The sequence below is a fragment of the Streptomyces sp. NBC_01478 genome (genome assembly GCF_036227225.1).
In the GTDB taxonomy this organism is placed as follows: Bacteria; Actinomycetota; Actinomycetes; order Streptomycetales; family Streptomycetaceae; genus Streptomyces.
In genome coordinates this window covers 7745329-7769976 of the sequence record NZ_CP109444.1, presented here as the reverse complement: position 1 = coordinate 7769976, position 24648 = coordinate 7745329, and the positions used below count along the sequence as shown (strand labels likewise).

Below are 24648 nucleotides of genomic sequence, written 5' to 3'. Positions count from 1 at the left end.
CCCCGTTCAGCCCGGATACGGCAGGAATCCACCCACAAGATCCCGCACTTCGTCACGCGCCCGCTTGGTGTCGACCCGCCCGCGCAGTACACCCGCGAGGAGCGCGGCGATGCCCGCCATCTCGCCCTCGCCCATCCCCTGCGTGGTCACCGCGGCCGTCCCCAGCCGCAGCCCGCGGGAGTCGCCGTGCGGAAGCGCACAGCAGTCCAACACCATTCCCGCGGCGGCGAGTTGACCGCGTGCGACCCGTCCGTCGACGCCGAGGGGAAGCGGGTCGGCGGTGATGAGGTGGGTGTCGGTCCCGCCCGTCGTGACGACGAGCCCCTCCGCCGCCAGGCCCGCCGCGAGCACCCGGGCGTTGGCGACCACCTGATGGGCGTACGCCGTGAAGGCGGGCGTGGCCGCCTCGCCGAACGCGACGGCCTTCGCGGCGATGGTGTGCATCTGCGCGCCGCCCTGGGTGAACGGGAAAACGGCCCGGTCGACCCGCTCGGCCAGTTCCGCGCCGCACAGGAGCATCCCGCCGCGCGGCCCGCGCAGCACCTTGTGCGTGGTGGCGCAGACGACATCGGCGTACGGCACCGGGTTCGGCGCCGCTCCCCCGGCGACGAGCCCGATGGGATGGGCCGCGTCGGCGATGAGATAGGCGCCCACCTCGTCGGCGACCTCGCGGAAGAATGCGTAGTCGATGTGCCGGGGGTAGGCGATGGAGCCGCACACGATCGCCTTGGGCCGGTGCGTACGGGCGAGGGCCCGCACCTGCTGGTAGTCGATCAGCCCGCTCTCGGCATCCACCCCGTACCCGACGAAGTCGAACCACCGCCCGGAGAAGTTCGCGGGCGACCCGTGCGTGAGATGCCCGCCGTACGGCAGCCCCAGCGCGAGCACGGTGTCACCGGGCCGCAGCAGCGCGGCGTACGCGGCGAGCACGGCCGAAGACCCGGAGTGCGCCTGCACGTTGGCGTGCTCGGCACCGAACAGCGCCTTCGCCCGGTCCACGGCGACGCGCTCGGCGACGTCGACGATCTCGCAGCCGCCGTGGTGGCGGGCGCCGGGGTATCCCTCGGCGTACTTGTTGGCGAGCGGGGAGCCGAGCGCGGCCAGCACGGCGGGCGAGGTGAAGTTCTCGGCGGCGACGAGCTGCAGCGTCGTCGACTGCCGGGTCAGCTCCCCGAGCAGGATCTCGGCCAGCTCGGGGTCCTGCCGACGCAGGACATCGGCCTCAAGGACAGGGATGACCGACATGGTGGACTCCGAGCCGTCGACGGTGACGTACGTCCAATGTAGGCCCGGGGTGGGTGGGACGCGCGGTCGTTGTCAGGTCTTCGCGGGTACGCCTGTGAGGGCGGTGACCACGGGGTCGATCGCCTGGTTCAGCCACATCAGCCGCTCCGCGGCAGGCGTCACCGACCCGGCCGGCCCGATCAACCGCTCCGCAGCGGCCCTCACCGACCCCGCCCCCACCGAATCAAGCCCCGCCCGGGTACACCCGTGAGAGCGACGACCGCCGGATCAAGTCCGTGCGGGAACCCCCGTCAGCGCCGTCACCACCGGGTCGATCGCCTGGTTTATCTCGTCGCCGATGGAGCGGAAGAACGGGAGCGGGGCGCCGTACGGGTCGAAGACCTCGTCCGCTTCCGCGGTGGGGGCCAGGAGCCAGCCGCGGAGGGCCGCCGCCGCGCGGACCAGGGCGCGGGCGCGGGCCACCATGCCGTCCTCCAGGGGCGGCAGGGTCGCGGGGTCTATCGCCTTCACCAGGCGGGTGAACTCCTTCAGGGTGAAGGTGCGCAGGCCCGCCGAATGGCCCATCGAGATGACCTGGGCGCGGTGGTCACGGGTGGCCGTCAGCACCAGGTCGGCGCGGATCACGTGGTCGTCCAGCAGCTCGCGGCCGGTGAACCCGGAGGGGTCCGCGCCGAAGTCGGTGAGGACCGTCGCCGCGTTGGTCTCCATGGGTGCGCCCTCATGGCCCCAGGTGCCGGCGCTCTCCACGATCAGCCCGCCCCACAGCGGGTCGCCGAGCCGGTCCGCCAGGGCATGACGGGTCAGCCGCTCGGTGATCGGCGAGCGGCACACGTTGCCGGTGCTGACGTGGAGGATGCGGAAGCTGTCCATGGGGAGCCCGAAAGTCCCCGTCACTTCCCCGTTGCCTATGCCACGCCCCGCGTCAGGGGCTGTCAATTCGCCACCTCGAGGTCGGGTACGACCTTGCGCAGCTCCTCCGCCGAGATCGCGCCCGCGCGCAGCAGCAGCGGCACCTCGCGGGTGACGTCGACGATCGACGACGGCACGTTGCCGGGCGTGGGACCGCCGTCGAGGTACACGGAGACCGAGTCGCCGAGCATCTCCTGGGCCGCGTCGCAGTCCTCCGGCGCGGGGTGCCCGGTGAGGTTCGCCGAGGAGACCGCCATCGGACCGACCTCCGTCAGCAGCTCGATGGCGACCGGGTGCAGCGGCATGCGCACGGCGACCGTGCCCCGGGTGTCGCCCAGGTCCCACTGGAGGGACGGCTGGTGCTTGGCGACCAGGGTGAGGGCGCCCGGCCAGAACGCGTCGACGAGTTCCCAGGCCAGCTCGGAGAAGTCCGTGACAAGGCCGTGCAGCGTGTTCGGGGAGCCGATGAGGACGGGCGTGGGCATGTTGCGGCCCCGGCCCTTGGCGTCCAGGAGATCGGCGACGGCCTCCGAGGAGAACGCGTCGGCCCCGATGCCGTAGACCGTGTCGGTCGGCAGGACCACGAGTTCGCCCCGGCGGACGGCGGACGCGGCCTCGCGCAGACCCGTCGTGCGGTCGGTCGCGTCATTGGTGTCGTATCGCCGTGCCATGTCTAGCGGGCCTCCTCGTACACGTACTGCTGCGGGTCGAAAGTCGGGGCGCTGCTCACGGCGTCGCCCGGCGGGCGGTCGCGAAGCGCGGGCGGTTGTTGAGGTCGGGGTGGTCGGCCGCGTCGGCCCAGCCCCGCTCCTCGGTGAAGATCCACGGCACCTGGCCGCCCTGGGTGTCGGCGTGCTCGATGACGACGACACCGCCCGGACGGAGAAGCCGGTGTGCGGTGCGTTCGATGCCGCGGATCAGGTCGAGGCCGTCCTCCCCTGAGAACAGGGCGAGTTCGGGGTCGTAGTCCCGGGCTTCGGGAGCGACGTACTCCCACTCCGTGAGCGGGATGTACGGCGGATTGGAGATGACCAGATCGACATGGCCGTCGAGGTCGGGGAAGGCGTCCAGGGCATTCCCCTGCCGCAGGTCGACCCGCGACCCCTCCATGTTCTTGCGGGTCCACTGCAGGGCGTCCTCGGACAGCTCCACGGCGTGCACCCGGGAGCGCGGGACCTCCTGCGCGAGGGCGAGCGCGATGGCGCCGGATCCGGTGCAGAGGTCCACGATCAGCGGCTCTACGACGTCCATCGCGCGGACCGCGTCTATGGCCCAGCCGACCACCGACTCGGTCTCGGGGCGCGGCACGAACACCCCTGGCCCGACCTGGAGTTCCAGGTAGCGGAAGAAGGCCCGGCCGGTGATGTGCTGGAGCGGCTCACGCTGCTCGCGCCGGGCGATGGTCTCCCAGTAGCGGGCGTCGAAGTCCACGTCCTTCACGGAGTGCAGCTCGCCCCGCTTCACACCGTGCACGAACGCGGCGAGCTCCTCCGCGTCGTTGCGCGGCGAGGGCACGCCGGCGTCGGCCAGCCGCTGGGTGGCCTGGGCCACCTCTGCTAGCAGCAGGTTCACGCAAGTCCTCCGTGTCGTACTCGTCCGTGCCGAACGTGCCGTGCGTGCCGTGGTGTTACGCCGCCGCGAGCTTGGCGGCCGAGTCCGCGTCGACGCAAGCCTGGATCATCGCGTCGAGGTCGCCGTCCAGGACCTGGTCAAGGTTGTACGCCTTGAATCCGACGCGGTGGTCGGAGATGCGGTTCTCCGGGAAGTTGTACGTACGGATCTTCTCGGAGCGGTCGACCGTGCGGACCTGGCTGCGGCGGGCGTCGGCGGCATTCTTCTCCGCCTCCTCCTGTGCCGCGGCGAGCAGCCTGGAGCGCAGGATACGCATCGCCTGCTCCTTGTTCTGCAGTTGGCTCTTCTCGTTCTGGCAGGACGCGACGACTCCGGTGGGAATGTGCGTGATGCGCACCGCGGAGTCGGTCGTGTTGACGGACTGGCCGCCAGGACCGGAGGAGCGGTAGACGTCGATGCGGAGGTCGTTCGGGTTGATCTCGACGTCGACCTCCTCCGCCTCGGGGGTGACGAGGACACCGGCCGCGGAGGTGTGGATACGGCCCGCGGACTCGGTCGCCGGGACGCGCTGCACGCGGTGCACGCCACCCTCGTACTTCAGGCGGGCCCACACGCCCTGGCCGGGCTCGGTCGCGCCGTTGCCGCCCTTGGTCTTCACGGCGACCTGGACGTCCTTGTAGCCGCCCAGTTCGGACTCGGTGGCGTCGATGATCTCGGTCTTCCAGCCGACGCGCTCCGCGTACCGCAGGTACATGCGCAGCAGGTCACCGGCGAACAGGGCGGACTCGTCGCCGCCCGCGCCCGCCTTGACCTCGAGGATCACGTCCTTGTCGTCGTTGGGGTCGCGCGGCACGAGCAGCAGCCGCAGCTTCTCCGTGATCTCGTCGCGGTGCTTCTCCAGCTCCTTGACCTCGGCCGCGAACTCCGGGTCGTCGGCGCCGAGTTCACGCGCGGTCTCGATGTCGTCGCCGGTCTGCTTCCAGGAGCGGTACGTGGCGACGATCGGGGTGAGCTCGGCGTAGCGCTTGTTCAGCTTGCGCGCGTTGGCCTGGTCGGAGTGGACCGACGGGTCGGCGAGCTTCTTCTCAAGGTCGGCGTGCTCGCCGATGAGGTCCTCGACAGCCTCGAACATCTTGGGCTCCTGAAACGCAGTGAAGAAAGGGAAGGCGGGCGACCAAAAACGCCGGTCCCGGCACGCCTGTGGTGGGCGTGGCCGTGGACCGGCGAAATGGGGGCTCGCTACTTCGTGGAGCCGGCCGCAGCCTTGCCGAAGCGGGCCTCGAAGCGGGCCACGCGGCCACCGGTGTCGAGGATCTTCTGCTTGCCCGTGTAGAACGGGTGGCACTCGGAGCAGACGTCAGCGCGGATCGCTCCGCTGGTGATCGTCGAGCGGGTGGTGAACGACGCGCCACAGGTGCAGCTCACCTGGGTCTCGACGTATTCGGGGTGGATCTCGCGCTTCAAGGTGTCTCCTAGGTTCGGGAGGGCGCCGGGTCGCTCCGCGGGTTGCGGGGCGTGAACCGGGGCCGACTGTCCAGTCTGCCAGCACTGGAGCCATCCCCCAAAACCGGGGGTTCGCGCTGTCTATTCCCTGCGGGCCGGTGGGGGCCGAGCGCGTCCCGCGGCGGAGCCGCAAATCGACACGGCCCCGCGCCCGTTAAGAGCTTGTCACCACGCCCTTGGCTTCACCGGTCGCGGTGCCCTTGGTTGCCGCCGCGGGGATGGGCTGGTCGTTCTTCAGAGCCGTCCAGACCATCTGCGCCTTCGTCTTCTCCACGATCACCCGGTTCGGGTTCGCCGGGTCGTACTCGACCGGCATCGTGACCATGGCCATGTTCTTGGAGCTGATGCTCTTGAGGCCGTTGGCGAAGGATGTGAGGGAGTTCACGGAGCCGAGGTCGGAGTCGGTGGTGACGGCCTTGGTGGCGGTGTTGGCGAGGTCGAAGAGCCTGGTCGGGCTGGTGAGGACGCCGATGTGCTTGACCTGGTTGACCAGGGCCTTGATGAAGGCCTGCTGGAGCTGGATACGGCCGAGGTCGGAGCCGTCGCCCACGCCGTGCCGGGTGCGGACCAGGCCGAGGGCCTGCTGGCCGTTGAGCGTGTGGGTGCCGGCCTTGAGGTCGAGGTGGCTCTGCGGGTCCTTGATGGCCTTGGTCGTGGTGACCGGGACGCCGCCGAGTTCGTCGATGAGCTTCTCGAAGCCGGCGAAGTCGACCTCCAGGTAGTGGTCCATGCGCAGCCCGGTGACGGACTCGACGGTCTTCACCGTGCAGGCGGCGCCGCCCGTGGAGTACGCCTCGTTGAACATCACGCCGGACGCCGCGTCGTGGGTGACGCCCTTGGTGTCGGTGCACTCGGGGCGGTCGACGAGGGTGTCGCGCGGGATGGAGACCACGCTGGCCTTCTTGTGGCCCTTGTAGACGTGCACGATCATCGCGGTGTCGGAGCGGGCGCTGCCGTCGTCGGTGCCGCCGCCGAGCTTCTTGTTGCTGCCGGAGCGGCTGTCGGAGCCCAGGACCAGGATGTTCTCGGAGCCGTTGTCGACCTTGACCGGCCGGTCGGTGCCGAGGGCCTGGTTGATGTCGACGCTCTTGATGTTGCCGTTGAGCTTGAAGTACACGTACCCGGCGCCGGCGCCGCCCAGCACCACGACGCCCGCGGCGGTCCAGGCCATGAGCAGCAGGGCCTTGCTGTGCGGGCTGCGCTCCTTCTTACGGCCTCCGGCGCGGTGGCGCGGGCCGTTGTTGCCGTCCTTGCCCGGTATCGCGGGCTCCGGCGTGCTCTCGGCGGACATGGGCTCCTCGAATCTCGTTCCGGTCGGTTACCCCCTGCTTTCAGGGTTCAGGCCTGGCCGAAGCGACCGATACCGCTCAATCCTCGCTCCATGGTCACTCCACCAGGTCAGACAGGGAAACTCGAGAAAGGGTTGCACAACGCAGAGTGCCCATCGCGTACGGCGATGGGCACCCTGTGTAGTCGGATCAGCGGGTCACACCCCGCTCACCTGCTCTTTCACCCGAAGATGTCGTACTGCTGGAAACCGGTACCGAGCGACTTCGGTGTGCCGAAGATCTCGCTCGTGGCCTTCCCGGTGCCCGGGTACACGTACAGCGAGCCGCTGGCGTTGCGGATCAGGAGGTCCGCCTTGCCGTCGCCGGTGAAGTCGCCGACCGAGTCGAAGGCGGTGTAGCTGCCCCAGGTGCGCACCTTCACGCGGGCCGCGAAGGCACCCGTGCCGGACTTGCCGGCGCCCTTGTACAGGTAGACGACGCCGGTGCTCTTGTTGCGGGCGAGCAGGTCGGCCTTGCCGTCGCCGTTGAAGTCGCCGTGGCCGACCAGCGCGTTGTACTGGCTCCAGCCGCCACCGACCCGCGACGGCGAGGCGAAGGTGCCGTTGCCCTTGCCCGGGTAGATCCACAGCACGCCGGCGCTGTCGACCGAGACCAGGTCGGGCAGGTAGTCGCCGGTGATGTCGCCGGGGGCGATGATCCGGGTGCGGGTCTTCCAGTTGGTGAAGATCTTCGTGCTGACCCAACTGCCGTCGTCCCGCGCGCTGTTGAGCTGGAAGTGGTCCCAGTAGACCGCGCCGGCGGTGGTCCGGTAGATCCAGTCCTGGTAGCCGTCCCGGTTCAGGTCGGCCGAGCGGACGAGGTTGACGCCGCCCCAGTCGCCCAGGGAGACGCGCGTGGCCAGCGAGGTGCCCTTGGAGTCCAGCTCGTAGCCCACCTTGTTGGAGGACTTGCGGGCGTACACGTCGGCCTTGTTGTCGGTGTAGCTGAGGTTGCCGTCGTCGACCTGCGCGTAGGCGGCACCGACGTACGCGGTGACCTTGGCGAAGACGCCGTAGGAACCCTCGACGACACAGTCGTGGCCGGCGACGCCGTCGTCGGCGCTCCAGGAGACGACACCGACGATCCGGCCTGCGACGACCAGCGGGCCACCGGAGTCGCCGTTGCAGATGGCCGTCGTACCGGTGTCACTGCCGGTGGCGGGCTCGCCCGCGCAGACGTTGTGGTTCTTGATGAACAGGCTGCCGTAGGCGGCGATGCAGGTGGCGTCCGACTGGATCGGCAGCGAGGCCGTCTTCAGCGTCTCGGAGATGTCCTGCGTGGTGGAGCTGGTACGGCCCCAGCCGTAGACCTTGGCCGTCTTGGCGGCCGTGCCCGTGTACGACGTCGTGTCGGTGTTCGTCGTCAGGCGGATCGGCGTCGCCTTGACGGGAGCCGCCAGGGTGAGGACCGCGACGTCGTTGTCGATCGTCGTCGCGTTGTACGACGGGTGGTTCCACTGGCGCAGCACCGCGGTGGCCTGACCGCCGTGCAGGTCGGCGTTGCCGTCGGCGTCGGTGGTCGGCAGCACGGTGGCGCTGGTGACGACGACGCCGTTCTTGGCCCAGTTGTAGCCCTTGACGCAGTGCGAGGCCGTCAGGATCTTCGACGGCGAGATGACCGAGCCACCGCAGAAGAAGCCGATGTCGTCGTCCTCGGTGGTGGTGCCCTTGTCGTCGTAGTACCAGAGCTGCGCCATGTACGGCGCGGCGCTGATGGTGGTCGTCGTACCGCCGATGATCTTCGGGCTGGCGGTCGTGGCGGTGGTGCTCGCGCTCTTGGACGACTTCTTGGTCGTCGTCTCACCGGCGACGTCGTCACCGGCCTCGGCGCCCACGATGCGCTTCTTCAGCGTCTCGAGCGACGGCTGTGCGATGACGGGCTTCGCGGTCGGCGTCGGCAGCGCGGTGGCCGCGCCGGCGGACGTCGTCATCAGCGCTGCGGCCACGGCGGCGGCGACACCGGCCGCGGCGACGGGCAGGCCAAAACGTATCCGGCGTCTGTGCCGACCGGCCCCAGGCATGGGCGTACCCATTCAAGTCCCCCCTCGGGATCAGAAGTTCGGACGATTGTCGAAAACAAGTCCGAAGGGCGCGATCGTACAGCGGCACACAGACAACGCGAAGGGCCGCCCCCTTGATAAAAAAGGAGGCGGCCCTTCAGCGCCCCAAAGGGGCGCGGAGCTGTGACATTGTGCGGCTCCGCCGCGTGGGCGCGACCAGCCACGAACTACCAGCAGTCAACCAACAACCGGCAACTCTTCAGCTAAACCAGCGGAACGACTAGTCACCGTTGCCAGGAGTCGTCTTCTGAATCTGAAGCAGGAACTCCGCATTCGACTTCGTCTGCTTCATCTTGTCGAGAAGCAGCTCGATCGCCTGCTGCTGGTCAAGCGCGTGCAGCACACGGCGGAGCTTCCAGGTGACGGCCAGCTCGTCGCTGCCGAGCAGGATCTCTTCCTTACGGGTACCGGACGCGTCGACATCCACCGCCGGGAAGATGCGCTTGTCGGCAAGCTTCCGGTCGAGCTTCAGCTCGGCGTTACCCGTGCCCTTGAACTCCTCGAAGATGACCTCGTCCATGCGCGAGCCGGTGTCGACGAGCGCGGTGGCGAGGATGGTCAGCGAACCGCCGTCCTCGATGTTGCGCGCGGCACCGAAGAAGCGCTTGGGCGGGTACAGCGCCGTGGAGTCGACACCACCGGAGAGGATGCGGCCGGAGGCGGGCGCGGCGAGGTTGTAGGCACGGCCCAGACGCGTGATGGAGTCGAGCAGGACGACGACGTCGTGGCCCAGCTCCACCAGCCGCTTGGCGCGCTCGATGGCGAGCTCGGCGACCGTGGTGTGGTCCTCGGCGGGACGGTCGAAGGTCGAGGAGATGACCTCGCCCTTCACCGACCGCTGCATGTCGGTGACCTCTTCCGGACGCTCGTCGACCAGGACGACCATCAGGTGGCACTCGGGGTTGTTGTGCGTGATCGCGTTGGCGATCGCCTGCATGATCATGGTCTTGCCGGTCTTCGGCGGGGCCACGATCAGACCGCGCTGGCCCTTACCGATCGGCGCGACGAGGTCGATGATGCGGGTCGTCAGCACCCCCGGGTCGGTCTCCAGCCGGAGCCGGTCCTGCGGGTACAGCGGCGTCAGCTTGTTGAACTCCGGCCGCCCGCGCCCGGATTCGGCGCCCATGCCGTTCGCCGAGTCGAGGCGGACCAGCGCGTTGAACTTCTCGCGGCGCTCGCCGTCCTTGGGCTGACGGACCGCGCCGGTGACGTGGTCACCCTTGCGCAGGCCGTTCTTGCGGACCTGGGCGAGGGAGACGTACACGTCGTTCGGGCCCGGCAGATAACCCGACGTGCGGATGAAGGCGTAGTTGTCGAGGATGTCGAGGATGCCCGCGACGGGGATCAGGACATCGTCGTCGGCGACCTGCGGCTCACCCGCGGCGCCACCACCGAACTCGTCACGGCCGCGACGGCCACGGCGGTCCCGGTACCGGCCGCGGCGACCGCGCCGGCCATCGCCGAACTCGTCATCGTCCTGCGGGCCGTTGTCGCGCTGCTGCCGGTCCTGACGGTCCTGGCGGCCACCGCTCTGCTGCTGACCGCCACTCTGCTGACGGTCCTGACGGCCGGCGCTCTGCTGCTGACCGCCGCCCTGCTGCTCTTCGCCCTTGCGGCGGTCGCCGCGGTCGCGGTCCTGACGGCCACCGCGGTCGCGGTCACGGCGGTCGCGGCGGCCCTGACGGCCGTCGTCACCGGCGTCGGACCTGACCTCGCCCTGCGCGGCGGCGGGCGTCTCGGCCTTCGGCTCGCTCTTCACCTCGGCGACGACCGTCTCGGGGCTGCCGGCCTCGGCGGTGGCACGGCGACGACGGCGCTCAACCGGCGCATCGTCGCTGGCGGGCTGGCCGGGAATCTCGATCTGCTGCTGGGCCACGGCCTTCTCGGCGGCGACCTTCTCGGCCTTCTGCTCGGCCGGGGCGGCCGCCTCGTCGCCCGTACGGGTCTTGGAGGTGGCGCGGCGCTTCGGCTTGGTCTCGGTGGCGGTCTCGGCCTTGGCCGGAGCACCTCCGCCCGTCTGCGCGTCCTTGATGACCTCGATCAGTTGGCTCTTGCGCATCCGCGCGGTGCCCCTGATGCCGAGGCCGGATGCGACCTGCTGCAGCTCGGCCAGCACCATGCCGTCGAGGCCGGTACCGCGGCGCCGCCGGGAGCCGGCACCGGTGGCAGGCGCGGAGGCGTCCGTGGCGGGCGCGGCAGCGGTCTCCTCGACACGCGCGCCCATCAGATCGGTGGTGTCGCTCACGAAGGGTCCTTCCCTGGAGCGGACGTCGGCCTGTCTGGCTCGGCGACCGGTTGTGCTGTCCGGCTTCGGTTCTTGCTGTGTGAACCGTGCCGGGGCGGTGGTCCGCCTAGGCGGCGGAAGAGATTTCTGGTGACGGCGCTTCCCAAAGCAGTGACACCGCGTTGCTGTGTCAGGTTGCTTGGTCGCACCAATTCCGGAGCTTTCCCGGCTTCCGAAGCGTGCCCGGCGAACCACTCAGCGCCTGGACGGAACGCAGTGTGGTTTGGGAGGCTCCCGGAAGAATGTCTGTCCCGGACGGGGACAACAAGCACCTCGCCATGGTGGGGTCGGGTGCAGACTTGAGATTAACACTACCGGATCCAACAAACATTCCCCCTCTCGAAATCCGGCGACGGTACGTAGTCAATGGACAGGGGAGGCCGCGAGCGGAAGTACGCACGCGCCCTGTGCGTCGAGATCGAGCCGGTTGGCGGCCCAGCCCTCGCCTGCGAGGTGGGACACCTTGTCGGCGTTGTCGGCGTCGACGAGTGCCAACACAGTGGGCCCCGCACCGGAGATGACGGCCGGAACTCCGTCCGCCCTCAAGCGGTCCACGAGTGCGGCACTCTCCGGCATGGCCGGCGCGCGGTACTCCTGGTGCAGGCGGTCCTCGGTGGCCGGCAGCAGCAGCTCGGGGCGCCGGGTGAGGGCCTCGACGAGCAGTGCGGCGCGGCCCGCGTTGGCGGCGGCGTCGACGTGCGGGACGTTGCGCGGGAGCAGGCCGCGCGCGGTCTCGGTGAGCACCGGCTTCCCGGGCACGAAAACCACCGGAACGACGGAATCGGCGGGATCCATCCTGATCGCCCGCGCGGCTCCGCCGTCCATCCAGGAGAGCGTGAAGCCGCCCAGCAGACAGGCCGCCACGTTGTCGGGGTGGCCCTCGATCTCGGTGGCGAGCTCCAGCAGGGCCGTGTCGTCGAGCCGGGAGTCCCCGCCTATGGTCACGGCGCGCGCGGCGACGATGCCGGCGCAGATGGCGGCGGAGGACGAACCCAGGCCGCGGCCGTGCGGAATGCGGTTGGCGCAGACGATCTCCAGGCCGCGCGGCTGTCCGCCGAGCAGGTCGAAGGCGGTGCGCAGGGACCGTACGAGGAGGTGGTTCTCGTCGCGCGGGAGGGTCTCGCTGCCCTCGCCGGCGATGTCGATGAGCAGCCCGGAGTCGGCGACACGGACGACGACGTCGTCGTAGAGCCCCAGCGAGAGGCCGAAGGCGTCGAAGCCCGGGCCGAGGTTGGCGCTGGTGGCGGGGACGCGCACCCGGACGGCGGCGGCGCGGAAGGCTGGACCGGCCATCGCTCGATGACTCTCCTTGAGCTGCGTGATTGTCGAAGACATTCGATGAAATTCGATGACATCCGATAGGTACGTGAAGACCCTCGGGCCGTGGAGACGGCGCGGTGCCGAGCCATGCGCGCAGGCATATGCGGCGGGCGGGTTCGGTACAGCCTATCGAAGGAAGGTTCTGTGGCGACATAGGGCGCACAGGAGGCGCACGATGCGTGTCGTAAGCCCCCTGTGCACCCCCGGTGGGGATGTCCCCCGGCCGCCGTTCTACGCGTTGCTCTACGCGAGTCCGAGTCGCTCGGCCGCCGTCGGCGCGTCGACCGGGATCGTGACCGGCTGCGGGGCGCCCGCGACGGCCCAGTCGGGGTCCTTCAGACCGTTTCCGGTCACCGTGCAGACGATGGTCTGGCCCGGGTCGACCTTGCCCTGCTCGGCCGCCTTGAGGAGACCGGCGACGGAAGCGGCGGACGCGGGCTCGACGAAAACGCCCTCCTGAGCGGCCAACAGCCGGTAGGCGCGCAGGATTTCACGGTCCGTCACCTCGTCGATGAACCCGCCGGACTCGTCCCGCGCGGCGAGCGCGTACTGCCAGGAGGCCGGGTTGCCGATGCGGATCGCGGTGGCGATCGTCGAGGGGTCCTTGACGATCTCGCCGCGCACGATGGGCGCGGAACCGGACGCCTGGAAGCCCCACATGCGCGGGGTCTTGGCGGCGATGCCGTCGCCGGCGTACTCCTTGTAGCCCTTCCAGTACGCGGTGATGTTGCCCGCGTTGCCCACCGGCAGGACGTGGATGTCGGGCGCGTCGCCGAGCATGTCGACGATCTCGAAGGCGGCCGTCTTCTGGCCCTCGATGCGCACCGGGTTGACCGAATTCACCAGCGCCACAGGGTAGTTGTCGCTCAACTCGCGCGCGAGGGTGAGGCAGTCGTCGAAGTTTCCGTCGACCTGGAGGATCTTCGCGCCGTGCACGAGGGCCTGGCCCATCTTGCCGAGCGCGATCTTGCCGCGCGGCACGAGGACGGCACAGACCATCCCGGCGCGTACGGCGTAGGCGGCGGCGGACGCGGAGGTGTTGCCGGTGGAGGCGCAGATGACGGCCTGCGCGCCCTCCTCCTTGGCCCGCGTGATGGCCATGGTCATACCGCGGTCCTTGAAGGACCCGGTGGGGTTGGCGCCCTCCACCTTGAGGTGGACCTCGCAGCCGGTGCGCTCGGAGAGCACCTGCGCGGGCACGAGGGGCGTGCCGCCCTCGCGGAGGGAGACGACCGGCGTGCTGTCGGACACCGGGAGCCGGTCCCGGTACTCCTCGATGATTCCGCGCCACTGGTGGGTCATTGCTGGTTACTCTCCTTCAACCCGCATGATGCTGGCGACACCCCGCACGGTGTCGAGCTTGCGCAACGCCTCGACGGTCCCGGTGAGGGCGGCGTCGGACGCGCGGTGCGTGACGACGACGAGAGAGGCCTCGCCGTCCTTCCCCTGCTGCCGAACCGTATCGATCGAGACACCGTGCTCGGCGAACACGGTGGCGACCTGTGCGAGAACACCCGGTTTGTCGGCGACGTCGAGGCTGATGTGGTACCGCGTGACGACCTCGCCCATGCCCGACACCGGCAGTCCGGCGTACGCCGACTCCCCGGGCCCGGTGGTCGAGTTGAGCCGGTTGCGGCACACGGCGACGAGGTCGCCGAGCACGGCGGAGGCGGTGGGGGCACCGCCCGCTCCGGGGCCGTAGAACATGAGCTGCCCGGAGGCGTCGGACTCGACGAACACGGCGTTGTAGGCGCCGCGTACGGAGGCGAGCGGGTGGCTGAGCGGGATCATCGCGGGGTGCACGCGCGCGGTGACGGATCCCCCGTCCTCGGCCCGCTCGCAGATGGCGAGCAACTTGATGGTGCAGCCCATGTTCTTCGCGGAGGCGAAGTCGGAGGCGGTGACCTCGGTCATGCCCTCGCGGTAGACGTCGTCGAGACGCACGCGCGTGTGGAAGGCGATTCCGGCGAGGATGGCGGCCTTGGCCGCGGCGTCGAAGCCCTCGACGTCGGCGGTGGGATCGGCCTCGGCATACCCGAGCGCGGTGGCCTCGTCGAGGGCTTCCTGATACCCGGCCCCCGTGCTGTCCATCTTGTCGAGGATGAAGTTGGTCGTCCCGTTGACGATCCCCAGCACCCGGTTGACCTTGTCCCCGGCGAGGGACTCGCGCAGCGGCCGGATCAGCGGAATCGCGCCGGCGACGGCGGCCTCGTAGTACAGGTCCTTGCCGTGCTTCTCGGCGGCGGCGTGCAGGGCGGCGCCGTCCTGGGCGAGCAGCGCCTTGTTGGCGGAGACGACGGAGGCGCCGTGCTCGAAGGCGGCGGTGATGAGGGAGCGGGCGGGCTCGATACCCCCGATGACCTCGACAATGACGTCGATGTCGCCGCGTTCGACGAGGGCGGTGGCGTCGGTGGTGACGAGGGCGGGGTCGATGCCTTCACGGACCTTGGACGGCCGCCGTACCGCGATCCCCGCGAGCTCGACCGGTGCGCCGATCCGTGCGGCGAGGTCGTCGGCGTGCGTCGTCATGATGCGCGCCACCTCTGAGCCGACCACTCCACAGCCCAGCAGCGCCACCTTCAGCGGACGCGTACGCATCATCCGACCTCGTTTCCTCATACCGTCATCGGTTGCACCAGTCTCACTCACCGGACGGGAGTTTCTGTCCATGGTCCGGATCGTGAGACATCGATTTCATTTCTACGAGGGTGGAAGACCGTAGATCTTCCACCCCCGACTGGTCGGTGTCGGCTCAGCCGACGTCGAGCCGGAGCAGGTCCTCCTCCGTCTCCCGGCGGACGATGACCCGCGACTCGCCATCCTTCACGGCGACGACCGGCGGCCGGAGCACATGGTTGTAATTGCTGGCCATGGAACGGCAGTACGCGCCCGTCGCCGGTACGGCGATGAGGTCACCGGGTGCCAGGTCCCCCGGCAGGAACGCGTCCTTGACCACGATGTCCCCACTCTCGCAGTGCTTGCCGACGACCCGGGTGAGCATGGGCTCGGCGTCGGAGCGGCGGGACACGAGAGCGACGCTGTACTCGGCGTCGTAGAGCGCGGTCCTGATGTTGTCGGACATGCCGCCGTCGACCGACACATACGTCCGCAGCCCGTCGAGGGGCTTGATGGTGCCGACCTCGTAGAGCGTGAAGGCGGTCGGCCCGACGATGGCACGCCCCGGCTCGACGGAGATACGAGGGGTCCGCAGCCTGGCGGAGTCGCACTCACGGGTGACGATCTCGGTGAGCGCCTTGGCGATCTCGTGCGGCTCGCGGGGATCGTCGTCGCTGGTGTACGCGATCCCGAGCCCGCCCCCGAGGTCGATCTCGGGCAGCTCGACGCCGTGCTCGTCGCGAATGTCCTTCAACAGCCCGACCACCCTGTGGGCCGCGACCTCGAACCCGGACATGTCGAAGATCTGCGACCCGATGTGACTGTGAATCCCGATCAGCTCCAGCCCGTCGAGCTGAAGAGCACGCCGTACGGCTTCGGCGGCCTGCCCGCCGGCCAGCGGAATCCCGAACTTCTGGTCTTCGTGGGCGGTGGCGATGAATTCGTGCGTATGCGCCTCGACGCCGACCGTGATCCGGATCTGCACGGGCTGCCGCTTGCCGAGGGACTGCGCGATATGGGCGACGCGCACGATCTCCTGGAAGGAGTCGAGAACGATCCGCCCGACGCCCGCCTCGACGGCCCTGGTGATCTCACTGACTGACTTGTTGTTGCCGTGGAAGGCGATGCGGTCGGCGGGCATGCCGGCGGAGAGCGCGGTGGCGAGCTCGCCACCGGAGCACACGTCGAGATTGAGCCCCTCCTCGTGCAACCACCGCACGACGGCACGGGACAGGAACGCCTTGCCGGCGTAGAAGACGTCGGCGTCCTGCCCGAACGCGGTACGCCAGGCCCGGGCCCGCTCCCGGAAGTCCGCCTCGTCGAGGACGTAGGCGGGGGTCCCGTGCCGCTCGGCGAGGGTCTTCACGTCGATACCGCCGACGGTGACGACCCCGTCCGCGTCGGCGTCACGCGTGACGGTCTGGGCCCACACCTTGGGGTCGAGTGCGTTGAGGTCGGCGGCGGGCCCCGAGTAGTGCCCTTCGGGGAGCACATCGGCGTGACGGGGACCGGCGGGGTGTGCGGAACGGCTCATGTCGTGTTCTCTTCTGTCTCTTCCTGGCGCGGGGATCGAGTGGTGCCTTCTGGGTCTTGCCTTGGTCTTGGCTCGATCCTGACGCTCAGAGGTGTTCGGGTGCGTCGATGCCGAGCAGGGAGAGGCCACCGGCCAGCACCGCCCCGGCGGCTTCGGCAAGCGCGAGCCGGGCACGGTGGGCGGCCGAGGGTTTCTCGTCCCCGAGCGGAAGCACCGCGGGGAGGAGAGCGAGGGTCGCATCGGCTACGGCGACCAGGTGACGGGCGAGCAGGTCGGGGGCACGGTGGGCTGCTGCGCGGGCGAGGACGCGGGGGTGGTCGGCGAGGAGGGTCGCAAGGGGGGTGGTGGCCTCTTCTACGTCTCGTACGTCTCGTACGTCGCCGGGTCGGGCGACGAAGCCGAGGTCGGCGGCGTTACGGCTGACGGCCCGGGTGCGGGCGTAGGCGTAACGGACCCGGAAGAGGGAGTTGCTCTCCCGCTGCACGAGATGGTCGGCGGTGAGGCGGGGCCGGTCGTGGGCGGCGGGGTACAGGAGGGCCCAGCGGGCGGCGTCGCGGCCGAGAGGGAGGAGATCCGCGGGGTGGGACGCGGGTACCGGCCGTATGTCGACGGCGTCGGGAGGGGTGGGGGTCTCCGGGGCCGGGGTGCGGTATGCGTCGGCTTCGACACCGACGTCGACACCGACGTCGACACCAACCTCAATGCCCGCCTCGGCACCGACGTCGATACCGAGAAAGGTCGGCCATTCGGACTCGGGGCGACTCGCGGAGCTGGTGCGGACGCGGGTGCCCTGCGAGCGCAGGAGGCGGGCGACGACGTCCATGACGACGAGGGCGCGGGGGTCGTTGGGGGCGTGGAGGTGGAGGAGGGGGGTGGTGGTGGGGGCAGTGGGGGCGGGCTGACCACCGGCGAGGTCACGGTCGTCGTCGCGGTGACTGATGTCGGTAGCATCGACGAACCCATACCGCGGTCCGCGCCGCAGGATCTCCTCGACGAGAGCGATGGACGCCGTACTCCCGAGACTGATGTTGAGGAAACCGGGCCCGGTGATCTCGACGCCGCTGACGCCGTGGGCCCCGACGAGATGCGGCCGCAGCAGCTCGGCGACACGGCGGGGGGTCTCCCCGGCGGGCCGGGCGAGCTGGAGGGCGATGTTGGTGGCGTAGTCCCCCCACCCGCCGGCCCCCGGAACGGTCACCAAGACCTTCTCCGGCACGACCACACTCAGTTCCCCGTCCTCGACAGCACGACGCACCGCGCGCAGCACGGTACGGGAGAGCTCGACGGGGGTCACGGGACAAGCGTATGGGAGGAGGGGGGTGGGTAGGCCAGCCGGTTTGGGCGGGGGTCCGGGATGTGGACGCGGGGGCGGTGCAGGGGAGGGGGCCGATTCATGGCGACGAGCGAGGGAGCGTGAATCAGGGATGCCGGCTGTGCAGTCGGTATAGCCGTACAGCCGGTATAGGGGAGGGACTGGCGCATGGAGGCGAGGGACGACGGGCGTACGCAGACGAGGGCCCCGCGTATGCGGACGTGGGACTCGCGTATACGGGGAGGCCTCAGCCGCCGCTACGCCCACCCTGCCCAGCCCGCTCGCCCTCACCGGTACTGGCACTGGCGCTGCTGGCGCTGGCACTGCCGGCACTGGCGTTGACGTTGGCGGCGGCGCTGGAACCGCCGTCCCCGAAGACACCACCAATGGAGAGGCCATCCGCCGGCCCACGCGGGTCACGCCGCCCGCGCTCGATCAACTGCCGTACGAGAGTGATGAGTTCGGCAGGTTCGAAGGGCTTGGCGAGAAACGCGTCGACGCCGACGTCGAGCCCGCTCTCGACCTCGTACTGGGTGCAGGCGCTGACGATGGCGAGGGGCAGGTCACGGGTACGGGGGTCGCTGCGCAGCCGAGCGGCAGTCCGCAGTCCGTCCAGCCGAGGCATGACGACATCCAGGGTCACCACATCGGGCCGTACCTGATGAATGACGTCCAGACACTCGGCACCATCGGCCGCGGTCACGACCTCGAGACCCTCCAGCTCGAGATTGACCCTGATCAACTGCCGGATGACCTTGTTGTCGTCCACAACAAGCACCCGACCCGACGCGCCTGGCACAACTCGAGAGTAGGTCCGGACCGGCCACCGCGTCCGGGTTTTCCCCACTTCCACCCCCTGCGATCCCCCCAGCACGCCTCCCTGACCACGGAGAAACCCGTTCATGAACACCCCTACGTAGCTGGTAGGGTTCTACCCGTCGCCGCAAACACCGCGACGAACACGCCCCCGTAGCTCAGGGGATAGAGCAACGGCCTCCGGAGCCGTGTGCGCAGGTTCGAATCCTGCCGGGGGCACTCGCCAGTCAAGCACCAAGAATCATGCTCTGACCTGTGCGGATGCCGACTTGAGAGAGCGGGAGTCAGTCTCACTGACTCCCGCTCTTTCTCGTTGTCTCTCACTGTCCACGCACTATCTGCGATACACGCGACGCACCGTCGGCACTCTCGTCGGTGGGTCAACCGCGAGAGAGTTCCCCCAGGGCATCCCCAAGCGCCTTCTCCAAGGCCATGCGGAACTGTTCAGCGGTGACGAAGAGACCCATGTCGGCGCTGTCCGCACTGGGATACGTCCGACCCGTACCACCTTCGATGACGATGGCAGTCTGTCCCAGGACCGGGCCCGCTTCGGTGTGCACCATGGACTGGGTGATGGAGAGACCGTCGGCTATCCCAAGTACAGCCTCTGCGACCCTTTCGACACTCGGGACACGCACGTCGGCGATGTTCGGGAAGGCGATCGGGGACGGCTGGTTCAGGCACCGAAGCACGCGCCAACCGGCAAGGTAGAAGCCTTCCACCGACAGGCGTAGGTGAATCTGAAGTTCGCGGAACGCCGGGTACGTCTCGGGCGACAGCCCGCCAATGTCCGTCTTCCACTGCTCGCTGAGCCTCCGTACGTCCGCCATAAGGACGTCCATCTGCTCAAGTCGGTCTCGAACTTCAGTGGACAGGTTGTGCCTGGGATCGTCCGCACCCCACGAGGGCGCGATGAGAGTTGCGTAGCTTTTCCACGTCTCGTGGACTTTCTCCAACATGTCGGAGAGTATGCCATTCGCACTAGTGTGGGTGCACCGGAGTTGCCCTGTACGGCACTTGAGGCCAACTGTGGGTGGCCGAACCGACCTCAAGGGACGCGCCATTAGCCCATGTCGCCCTCCTCCTCCAATGCCTTACTGATCTTTTCGTTGGCCGCTTCCTCGTGCCCGTCAATGCAGCCGTGGTATCGGCGGTGAATCACCTCCGGGGAGTTGCCGACCCGCCGGGCAACCTCAGCGATTGGGACCCCTGCATTCAGCCACCGCGTGATGCACGCGTGCCTCAGGTCGTACGGACGTCCGGCCAGCGGCGAGTCGACGCGCTCCGGCGGGAGGGCGAAGAGCCGGGCTTCCTCCCAGACGCGCCAGTACGTCGACGAACCGACCACTCCCCCGCGCTCGTTGCCGAACACGCGCCCTTCCTTGGCGGTACCGAACTCCTTCAGATGGGCCCGTAGGATCGCGACCAGAACGGGCGGGATGGGGACCGGACGGTCCGTGTCCGCCTCGCGCGCCTTCAGCCCCCGGCGGTCGTGCCGCTCCCCCGAATCGGTCCACTGCTTACCGGAGATCGGACGCGTCTCCCGAAGCGTCAGCGTGCCCCAACCCGCGTCCGGCAGGTGACAGTCGGACAGCCTCAGCCCGACCGCCTCAGCAGGCCTGAGCCCTGCGTAGTACAGGACCGCGTAGAAGGCCGCCAGACGCCGCCCACGGTTGCGGTCCCACGAACCGACGTAGGAGACCGCAGTGAGCAACTGGCGCCCCTGTACGGCGTTCACGAGGACGCGTCGGTCCACCATCGCGCCGGAACCCACGCGCTTCTTGTGGGCCCCTTGGAGAGGGTTCTCCGGGAGTTCCTTGGCGGCCACGGCGTGTTCGAGGGCCGTGTTCAGGACCCGGCGCCGGCGCTTGTGCGTCTCCCCCGCCGCCGGGGTGCCGTCGAGCCGATAGCTGAGGCGGTACAGCACGTCCTCGAATACCTCAAGGTCGACCAGGTCGACAACCGGACGGTCCTCCTTCGTGAGCCACTCGTAAGCGGCCTTCAGTTCGGCCGGCGGCTCATTTCCCGCGTTCGCGGGGACGATCGCCCACCGGAACGCCAGGCGCAGGCACTTGTCCTCAGGGGTGTTCTCGCCTCGCTTCACCATGGCGAGCGACACGGCCGCGAGACCGTCCGCCATGCCCTCACGGGTCTTGGCGGCACTCATGCGCCACCGTCCGGCGACGTACTTCCGGCAGAACTCGAACCACCGCAACGACGGCTTGGCCTCAGCCGCCGTTGCCGCCGCCTCTTCCGCCGCGCGGACTTCGGACTCAGGCTGTCCGCTTTCGATCTCGAACGCCTCGCCCCGGCGCATCGCCTGCCGCAACTCCGAGCGTCGGCTTTCGGCAAGTGCCGACGTGGCGAACGTCGCGCTGCTCACCTTCCCGCCTACAACCCAACGAAGTTGATACGGCCGTGCCTTGCGGTCGACCTTCGTGACCTTCCACAGCCGGACGTCGAGGGAGTACCCCGGCCGCGCCTCCCCGTGCGGACGGAGAGGCGAGGCGTCATCGGTCGCGCTCACGCGGCGTCCTCCCGCTCCGCAAGCCAACGCTCGTATTCGGATCGGCGGATGCGTACGTCACCGTTGGGAAGCTTGATCGAACGCGGGCCCTTCCCGAGTTGGCGCCACCGGTAGAACGTCGACGGAGCCACCTTCAAATCGGTGATGACCTCCGCAACGGTCAACTTCTCGTCCAGCACGCGGGCGCTCATACCGCCGTCCCTTCAGCTTCGGTCGACCCGGACAGCCCGGACAGCTCCAATTCCGACTGTCCGGGTTGTTCGTGCTGGTCAGATGGGGTAACCGGACAGTCGGACAGTGCGGACACCTCTTGGGCGCCCTGTGTCCGGGTCTCGGTGTCCGGGAAGTACCGGCCGCCGACGTCCTTGGTGAGCTGTCCGGCCTCGGCCATGCGCGAGCAGGTCCGGCGGTTCGTGTCCATGTCGACGTGCGGCAGCTCGCCCGCCATGTCCTTGGGCTTGGCGCCGGGGTGGGCGCGGACGTAGCGGAGGATCGCGGCGCGGGTGTCTCCGACGGTGTGGTCGGTGGCGGGGCCGTCCAGCAAGTGCCAGGCACCGGAGGCGGGTTGGAAGCTGAGGGCGTAATCAGCTTCGTCGACGTCGCGGCCGGTGACGTGCAGGATGCCGTCAGCCTGCCCGCGGGCCCGCTTCAGTACGAGCGTGGCGTCCGCGGCGCCCGCGATGCCGTTGGTCCCGGAGACCTCGGTCAGGAAGTCGTCCGAGCCTGCCTTGCGGACGTGGTGGACCAGGACGACGGCGATGCCGTAGTGATCCGCGAGGCGCTTCGCGTAGCCGACGGAGACGTAATCGGCGTCTTACGCGGACACCCCTTGCGGGGCTTGTCCGCGCATCTTGGCGAACACGTCGATGACGACCATGCGCGCGTCCGGGTTACGGTCCAACCACTGCGCGATGGCCTCGCTACCGCCCACGGGGAAGGGCGGACACTCGGTCACGAGGGTGAGCCCGGCACGCCTGCTGGCCCCCCAAGACGCCGGGCACCGCCCACTTGGGCTCGGCGAACTCCGCGGCCATGAGCTGATCGGCCGTCCACGCGGTCCGCGGGCGTTCCCGCTTCGGCGGCAGCGGCAGCGGCAGCGGCAGCCGGCACGCAAGCGGCGCGCCGCCCCTGGCCGGGGAAGCGCGCCGCGGATGTCACGTCACCGCTCGGGTGTCATGACGGAGTGGTGCGGGGTGGTTCAGTGGTGGCCGCCACCGTCGTGACCGCCGCCGTTGTGGCCGCCGCCCCCGTGACCGCCACCGTTGTGGCCGCCGCCGTTGTGGCCGCCGCCCCCGTGGCCGCCGCCGTTACGGCCGCCCCACGACTTGTCGTCGACGAGGCGGCGGTGGTCGTTGCGGAGGGTGGCGGTGTCGGAGCGGTTGTCCCAGACGTAGTCGCGGCGGTCCTGGTAGACGTCCTTGGCGGTGTCGCGGCCCTTTCCGGTGTGGATGCGGACGGTGGCGTGGCCGTCGAGGCGGTAGTGGCGGAAGATGTAGGTCTTGCCGTCCTTGTTCGAGAGCTTCCAGCCGTCGAGGTTGACGCTGCGGCGGTCGTGGTTGGTGATCTCCACCCACTCGTTGTTCAGCGAACGGGCGGAGCGGTCGTCCTGTCCCGGCGAGTCGGCTTGCACGCGGCTGATCTCCACGCTCGGCCGGGCCGCGTGGTCAGCAGCGGTCGCCGGCAGTGCCGCCGCGCCGACGAGAGCACCGGCCGCCAGAGCGGCTGCGGCCAGACGGCGGACGGACACGGAAGGTGAAGAGGTCACGGGTTCCCCCAGCATGGTGCGGGCACCTCCCCGGATACGGCTACGGCCGTACCCCGGGCTGTGCGGTGTGCGGGTGGCGGCCTGTTGGCCGCACACCCACACCTTCTCCACCGTGCGGACGGGATATGAGCGATACGTGGATCGTGTTACGAGTCAGTCGTATTTCCGTGACTGTCGCCTGTACCGTCCATTTATGTGCGTGATGCACCAGGTTGACGCCCTGGGGAGAGGGCGGCCCTTGCGGGCACTGGACCGAGCTTCGCGATCGCCAGGGTGCGCCACCCCAGGCCCGTCGGAGGCGTCACCCGAAAGTGGGTAACGGCGGGCCTCCGACCTGCACATTGTTACTGGTAGTAACAGTACTTCGGGGTTCCTGTTGCCGGGTCACCGAACACCCCGTTCGTGCAAGGAGTGCCGCCGCTGAAGGAGCCGTAGACGTACTGACCGTTCGCCCCGTACGCCACCTCGTGGGTGCCGGAGAAGGAGCAGGTGCCGTTCTCCGCCGCGCAGGTCGTCCAGGTCGTGAAGGACGGGGGTGGCCCGACGAGGTAGCAGGACTTTGCCGTGCCTGGGATCGGGTCGCCGAAGACCGCGTTGGTGCAGGGGGTGCCGCCCGGCGCGGTCGCGTAGCGGTACGAACCCGCCGCGCCGTACGCGACCGTCATCACGCCGGAGAAGGAGCAGGTGGCGTTCTCGGACGCGCACGACGACCAGATGTTCGTCGCCGGGGGTGCCGTCTCCGCGTAGCAGGACTTCACCACCCCGGAGGACGGGTCGCCGAAGACTCCCGTGGTGCAGGGAGTCGAGCCGGTTGCCGTCGTGTAGTTGAAGCGGCCGTTCGCTCCGAAGGCCACTGCCGACGTGCCGTTGAGTGCGCAGGTTCCGTTCTCGGCCGCGCACTGGGCCCAAGTCCCGGGCAGGGCTTGGGTGGTGGAGCCCGTGGCGCCTCCCGTCGTGGTGTACGCGGCCACGTAGTCGACGCTCAGCGTGCCGCCCGATGTCGTCGCGGCCGTGGGAGTCGTGCAGCCGCAGGCCGCGTTGGGGAACGCTCCGCCCATCGCCAGGTCCAGGATGATCGACTGGTTGTGGTCGAAGGCCGCCTGCCAGGTGGCGGTGCCCACCTGGGCCTCGGTGACCGTGTAGTAGGCGCTGCCGTCCAGGTAGAAGGTGATCGTCTCCGCCGCGGTGTTGGTGCGGTCGAGGATCATCGAGTACGTGTGGAAGCCGCTCTGGCAGCCCGGGCAGGCGCGCAGGCCGCTGCTGATTCCCGTGCCCTCGTTGCAGGGGCCGCCCGGGGAGGTGCCGCAGTGGATCGTGCCGGCCACGTCGGAGAGGGCGTTGACGTCCTCCATGATGTCGATCTCACCGTTCTCCGGCCACTGGCCGGGGCCCAGCATCCAGAACGCGGGCCAGTAGCCCAACCCGCTTGCGGGGCTGGGCTGTTGGATGGACGCGGCGACCTCCAGCTTGCCGCCGGCCGGTGCGCCGACGTTCGCGGTCGGGGTCTGGATCCGCCCCGAGGTCCATGAACTGCCGGAGCCCAGGGCCGTGATGTCCAGGTTGCCGTTGCCGTCCAGGTGCGTGTTGGCGGTCGAGTCGGTCATCGTCTCGATCTCACCGGTGCCGAAGCTCGAACCCGGGCCGGTGTCGAACTTCCAGTTGGCCGACGAAGGGGCCGATCCCGCCGAGCCGTTGAAGTCGTCGGTGAAGACGGTGGACCAGCCGGCGGGGGCTCCGGGGGCCGCTGCTGTCGCGGGCTGGGTGGTCGTGACGCCGTAGAGCAGGGCCACGATCGGGGTCAGGGCCGCCAGCCAGATCACTTGCCTCGTGCGCGGCGGGCATCCGGTCGTGCCGGTTT

Annotated in this window: 23 protein-coding genes and 1 tRNA gene; 1 reads left to right on the top strand and 23 read right to left on the bottom strand. The window is 69.3% G+C overall.

All coding sequences use genetic code 11. The features are described from left to right. Positions 1-6 precede the first annotated feature (6 nt). From glyA to OG223_RS35280, 16 genes are all read right to left on the bottom strand, one after another. Positions 7-1245: a serine hydroxymethyltransferase gene (glyA, locus tag OG223_RS35355; RefSeq protein WP_329257466.1), complete on the bottom strand. Its 1239-nt coding sequence runs from the start codon at positions 1243-1245 to the stop codon at positions 7-9. A 72-nt stretch (positions 1246-1317) separates the two neighbouring features. Continuing rightward, positions 1318-1449, bottom strand: coding sequence for a hypothetical protein (locus OG223_RS35350; RefSeq protein ID WP_329257463.1), 132 nt, complete (start codon positions 1447-1449; stop codon positions 1318-1320). Positions 1450-1512: 63 nt separating this feature from the next. Continuing rightward, a complete protein-coding gene (locus tag OG223_RS35345; RefSeq protein ID WP_043683118.1) occupies positions 1513-2181 on the bottom strand; it encodes an arsenate reductase/protein-tyrosine-phosphatase family protein in 669 nt (222 codons plus the stop codon). Continuing rightward, positions 2178-2825 carry an L-threonylcarbamoyladenylate synthase gene (locus tag OG223_RS35340; protein ID WP_033285396.1) on the bottom strand — a complete coding sequence of 216 codons (648 nt, stop codon included), beginning with the start codon at positions 2823-2825 and terminating at the stop codon, positions 2178-2180. Before OG223_RS35340 ends, OG223_RS35345 begins: the two co-directional genes overlap by 4 nt. 55 nt (positions 2826-2880) lie before the next feature. Then, positions 2881-3726, bottom strand: coding sequence for a peptide chain release factor N(5)-glutamine methyltransferase (gene prmC / locus OG223_RS35335; protein WP_019073183.1), 846 nt, complete (start codon positions 3724-3726; stop codon positions 2881-2883). Positions 3727-3781: 55 nt separating this feature from the next. Next, on the bottom strand, positions 3782-4858 hold the full coding sequence (prfA, locus tag OG223_RS35330) for a peptide chain release factor 1 (RefSeq protein WP_329257457.1): 1077 nt from the start codon (positions 4856-4858) through the stop codon (positions 3782-3784). A gap of 107 nt (positions 4859-4965) precedes the next feature. After that, positions 4966-5190 (bottom strand): 50S ribosomal protein L31, encoded by a 225-nt coding sequence (rpmE, locus tag OG223_RS35325; RefSeq protein ID WP_329257454.1) that lies wholly within the window; start codon positions 5188-5190, stop codon positions 4966-4968. Positions 5191-5383: 193 nt separating this feature from the next. Next, complete coding sequence (locus tag OG223_RS35320) at positions 5384-6520, bottom strand: LCP family protein (protein ID WP_329257450.1); 1137 nt, start codon at positions 6518-6520, stop codon at positions 5384-5386. 218 nt (positions 6521-6738) lie between these two features. Further along, positions 6739-8577, bottom strand: coding sequence for a trypsin-like serine protease (locus OG223_RS35315; RefSeq protein WP_329257447.1), 1839 nt, complete (start codon positions 8575-8577; stop codon positions 6739-6741). 259 nt (positions 8578-8836) lie between these two features. Then, on the bottom strand, positions 8837-10861 hold the full coding sequence (gene rho, locus OG223_RS35310) for a transcription termination factor Rho (RefSeq protein WP_329257445.1): 2025 nt from the start codon (positions 10859-10861) through the stop codon (positions 8837-8839). A 402-nt stretch (positions 10862-11263) separates the two neighbouring features. Next, positions 11264-12193 (bottom strand): homoserine kinase, encoded by a 930-nt coding sequence (gene thrB / locus OG223_RS35305; RefSeq protein ID WP_329257442.1) that lies wholly within the window; start codon positions 12191-12193, stop codon positions 11264-11266. Positions 12194-12463: 270 nt separating this feature from the next. Then, positions 12464-13522: a threonine synthase gene (gene thrC / locus OG223_RS35300; RefSeq protein ID WP_200679749.1), complete on the bottom strand. Its 1059-nt coding sequence runs from the start codon at positions 13520-13522 to the stop codon at positions 12464-12466. Positions 13523-13528: 6 nt separating this feature from the next. Next, a complete protein-coding gene (locus OG223_RS35295) occupies positions 13529-14821 on the bottom strand; it encodes a homoserine dehydrogenase (protein ID WP_329257435.1) in 1293 nt (430 codons plus the stop codon). Positions 14822-14972: 151 nt separating this feature from the next. Then, complete coding sequence (lysA, locus tag OG223_RS35290) at positions 14973-16370, bottom strand: diaminopimelate decarboxylase (RefSeq protein ID WP_329257432.1); 1398 nt, start codon at positions 16368-16370, stop codon at positions 14973-14975. Positions 16371-16455: 85 nt separating this feature from the next. Beyond that, entirely contained in the window at positions 16456-17664 is a 1209-nt protein-coding gene (gene nrtL, locus OG223_RS35285; RefSeq protein WP_329257429.1) for an ArgS-related anticodon-binding protein NrtL, read from the bottom strand. A gap of 265 nt (positions 17665-17929) precedes the next feature. Further along, on the bottom strand, positions 17930-18586 hold the full coding sequence (locus OG223_RS35280; RefSeq protein WP_329257426.1) for a response regulator: 657 nt from the start codon (positions 18584-18586) through the stop codon (positions 17930-17932). A gap of 59 nt (positions 18587-18645) precedes the next feature. On the opposite strand from OG223_RS35280, the gene OG223_RS35275 reads away from it, so the two are divergent. Further along, positions 18646-18717: transfer RNA gene (locus OG223_RS35275), tRNA-Arg, on the top strand. 161 nt (positions 18718-18878) lie between these two features. Here OG223_RS35275 and OG223_RS35270 read toward each other — a convergent pair. From OG223_RS35270 to OG223_RS35240, 7 genes are all read right to left on the bottom strand, one after another. After that, positions 18879-19457 (bottom strand): hypothetical protein, encoded by a 579-nt coding sequence (locus tag OG223_RS35270; protein WP_329257423.1) that lies wholly within the window; start codon positions 19455-19457, stop codon positions 18879-18881. A 104-nt stretch (positions 19458-19561) separates the two neighbouring features. Then, complete coding sequence (locus OG223_RS35265; RefSeq protein ID WP_329257420.1) at positions 19562-21025, bottom strand: tyrosine-type recombinase/integrase; 1464 nt, start codon at positions 21023-21025, stop codon at positions 19562-19564. Further along, the gene (locus OG223_RS35260) at positions 21022-21216 is read right to left on the bottom strand and encodes a helix-turn-helix transcriptional regulator (protein WP_329257417.1); all 195 of its coding nucleotides are present in this window, start codon (positions 21214-21216) and stop codon (positions 21022-21024) included. Before OG223_RS35260 ends, OG223_RS35265 begins: the two co-directional genes overlap by 4 nt. After that, positions 21213-21569 (bottom strand): hypothetical protein, encoded by a 357-nt coding sequence (locus OG223_RS35255; protein ID WP_329257414.1) that lies wholly within the window; start codon positions 21567-21569, stop codon positions 21213-21215. The genes OG223_RS35260 and OG223_RS35255 overlap by 4 nt, the downstream gene beginning before the upstream one ends. A gap of 270 nt (positions 21570-21839) precedes the next feature. Then, positions 21840-21980: a hypothetical protein gene (locus tag OG223_RS35250; RefSeq protein WP_329257410.1), complete on the bottom strand. Its 141-nt coding sequence runs from the start codon at positions 21978-21980 to the stop codon at positions 21840-21842. Between the two features lie 243 nt (positions 21981-22223). Beyond that, the gene (locus OG223_RS35245) at positions 22224-22805 is read right to left on the bottom strand and encodes a lamin tail domain-containing protein (RefSeq protein ID WP_329257408.1); all 582 of its coding nucleotides are present in this window, start codon (positions 22803-22805) and stop codon (positions 22224-22226) included. A 329-nt stretch (positions 22806-23134) separates the two neighbouring features. Further along, entirely contained in the window at positions 23135-24610 is a 1476-nt protein-coding gene (locus OG223_RS35240) for a glycoside hydrolase family 16 protein (protein ID WP_329257405.1), read from the bottom strand. Positions 24611-24648: the final 38 nt, after the last annotated feature.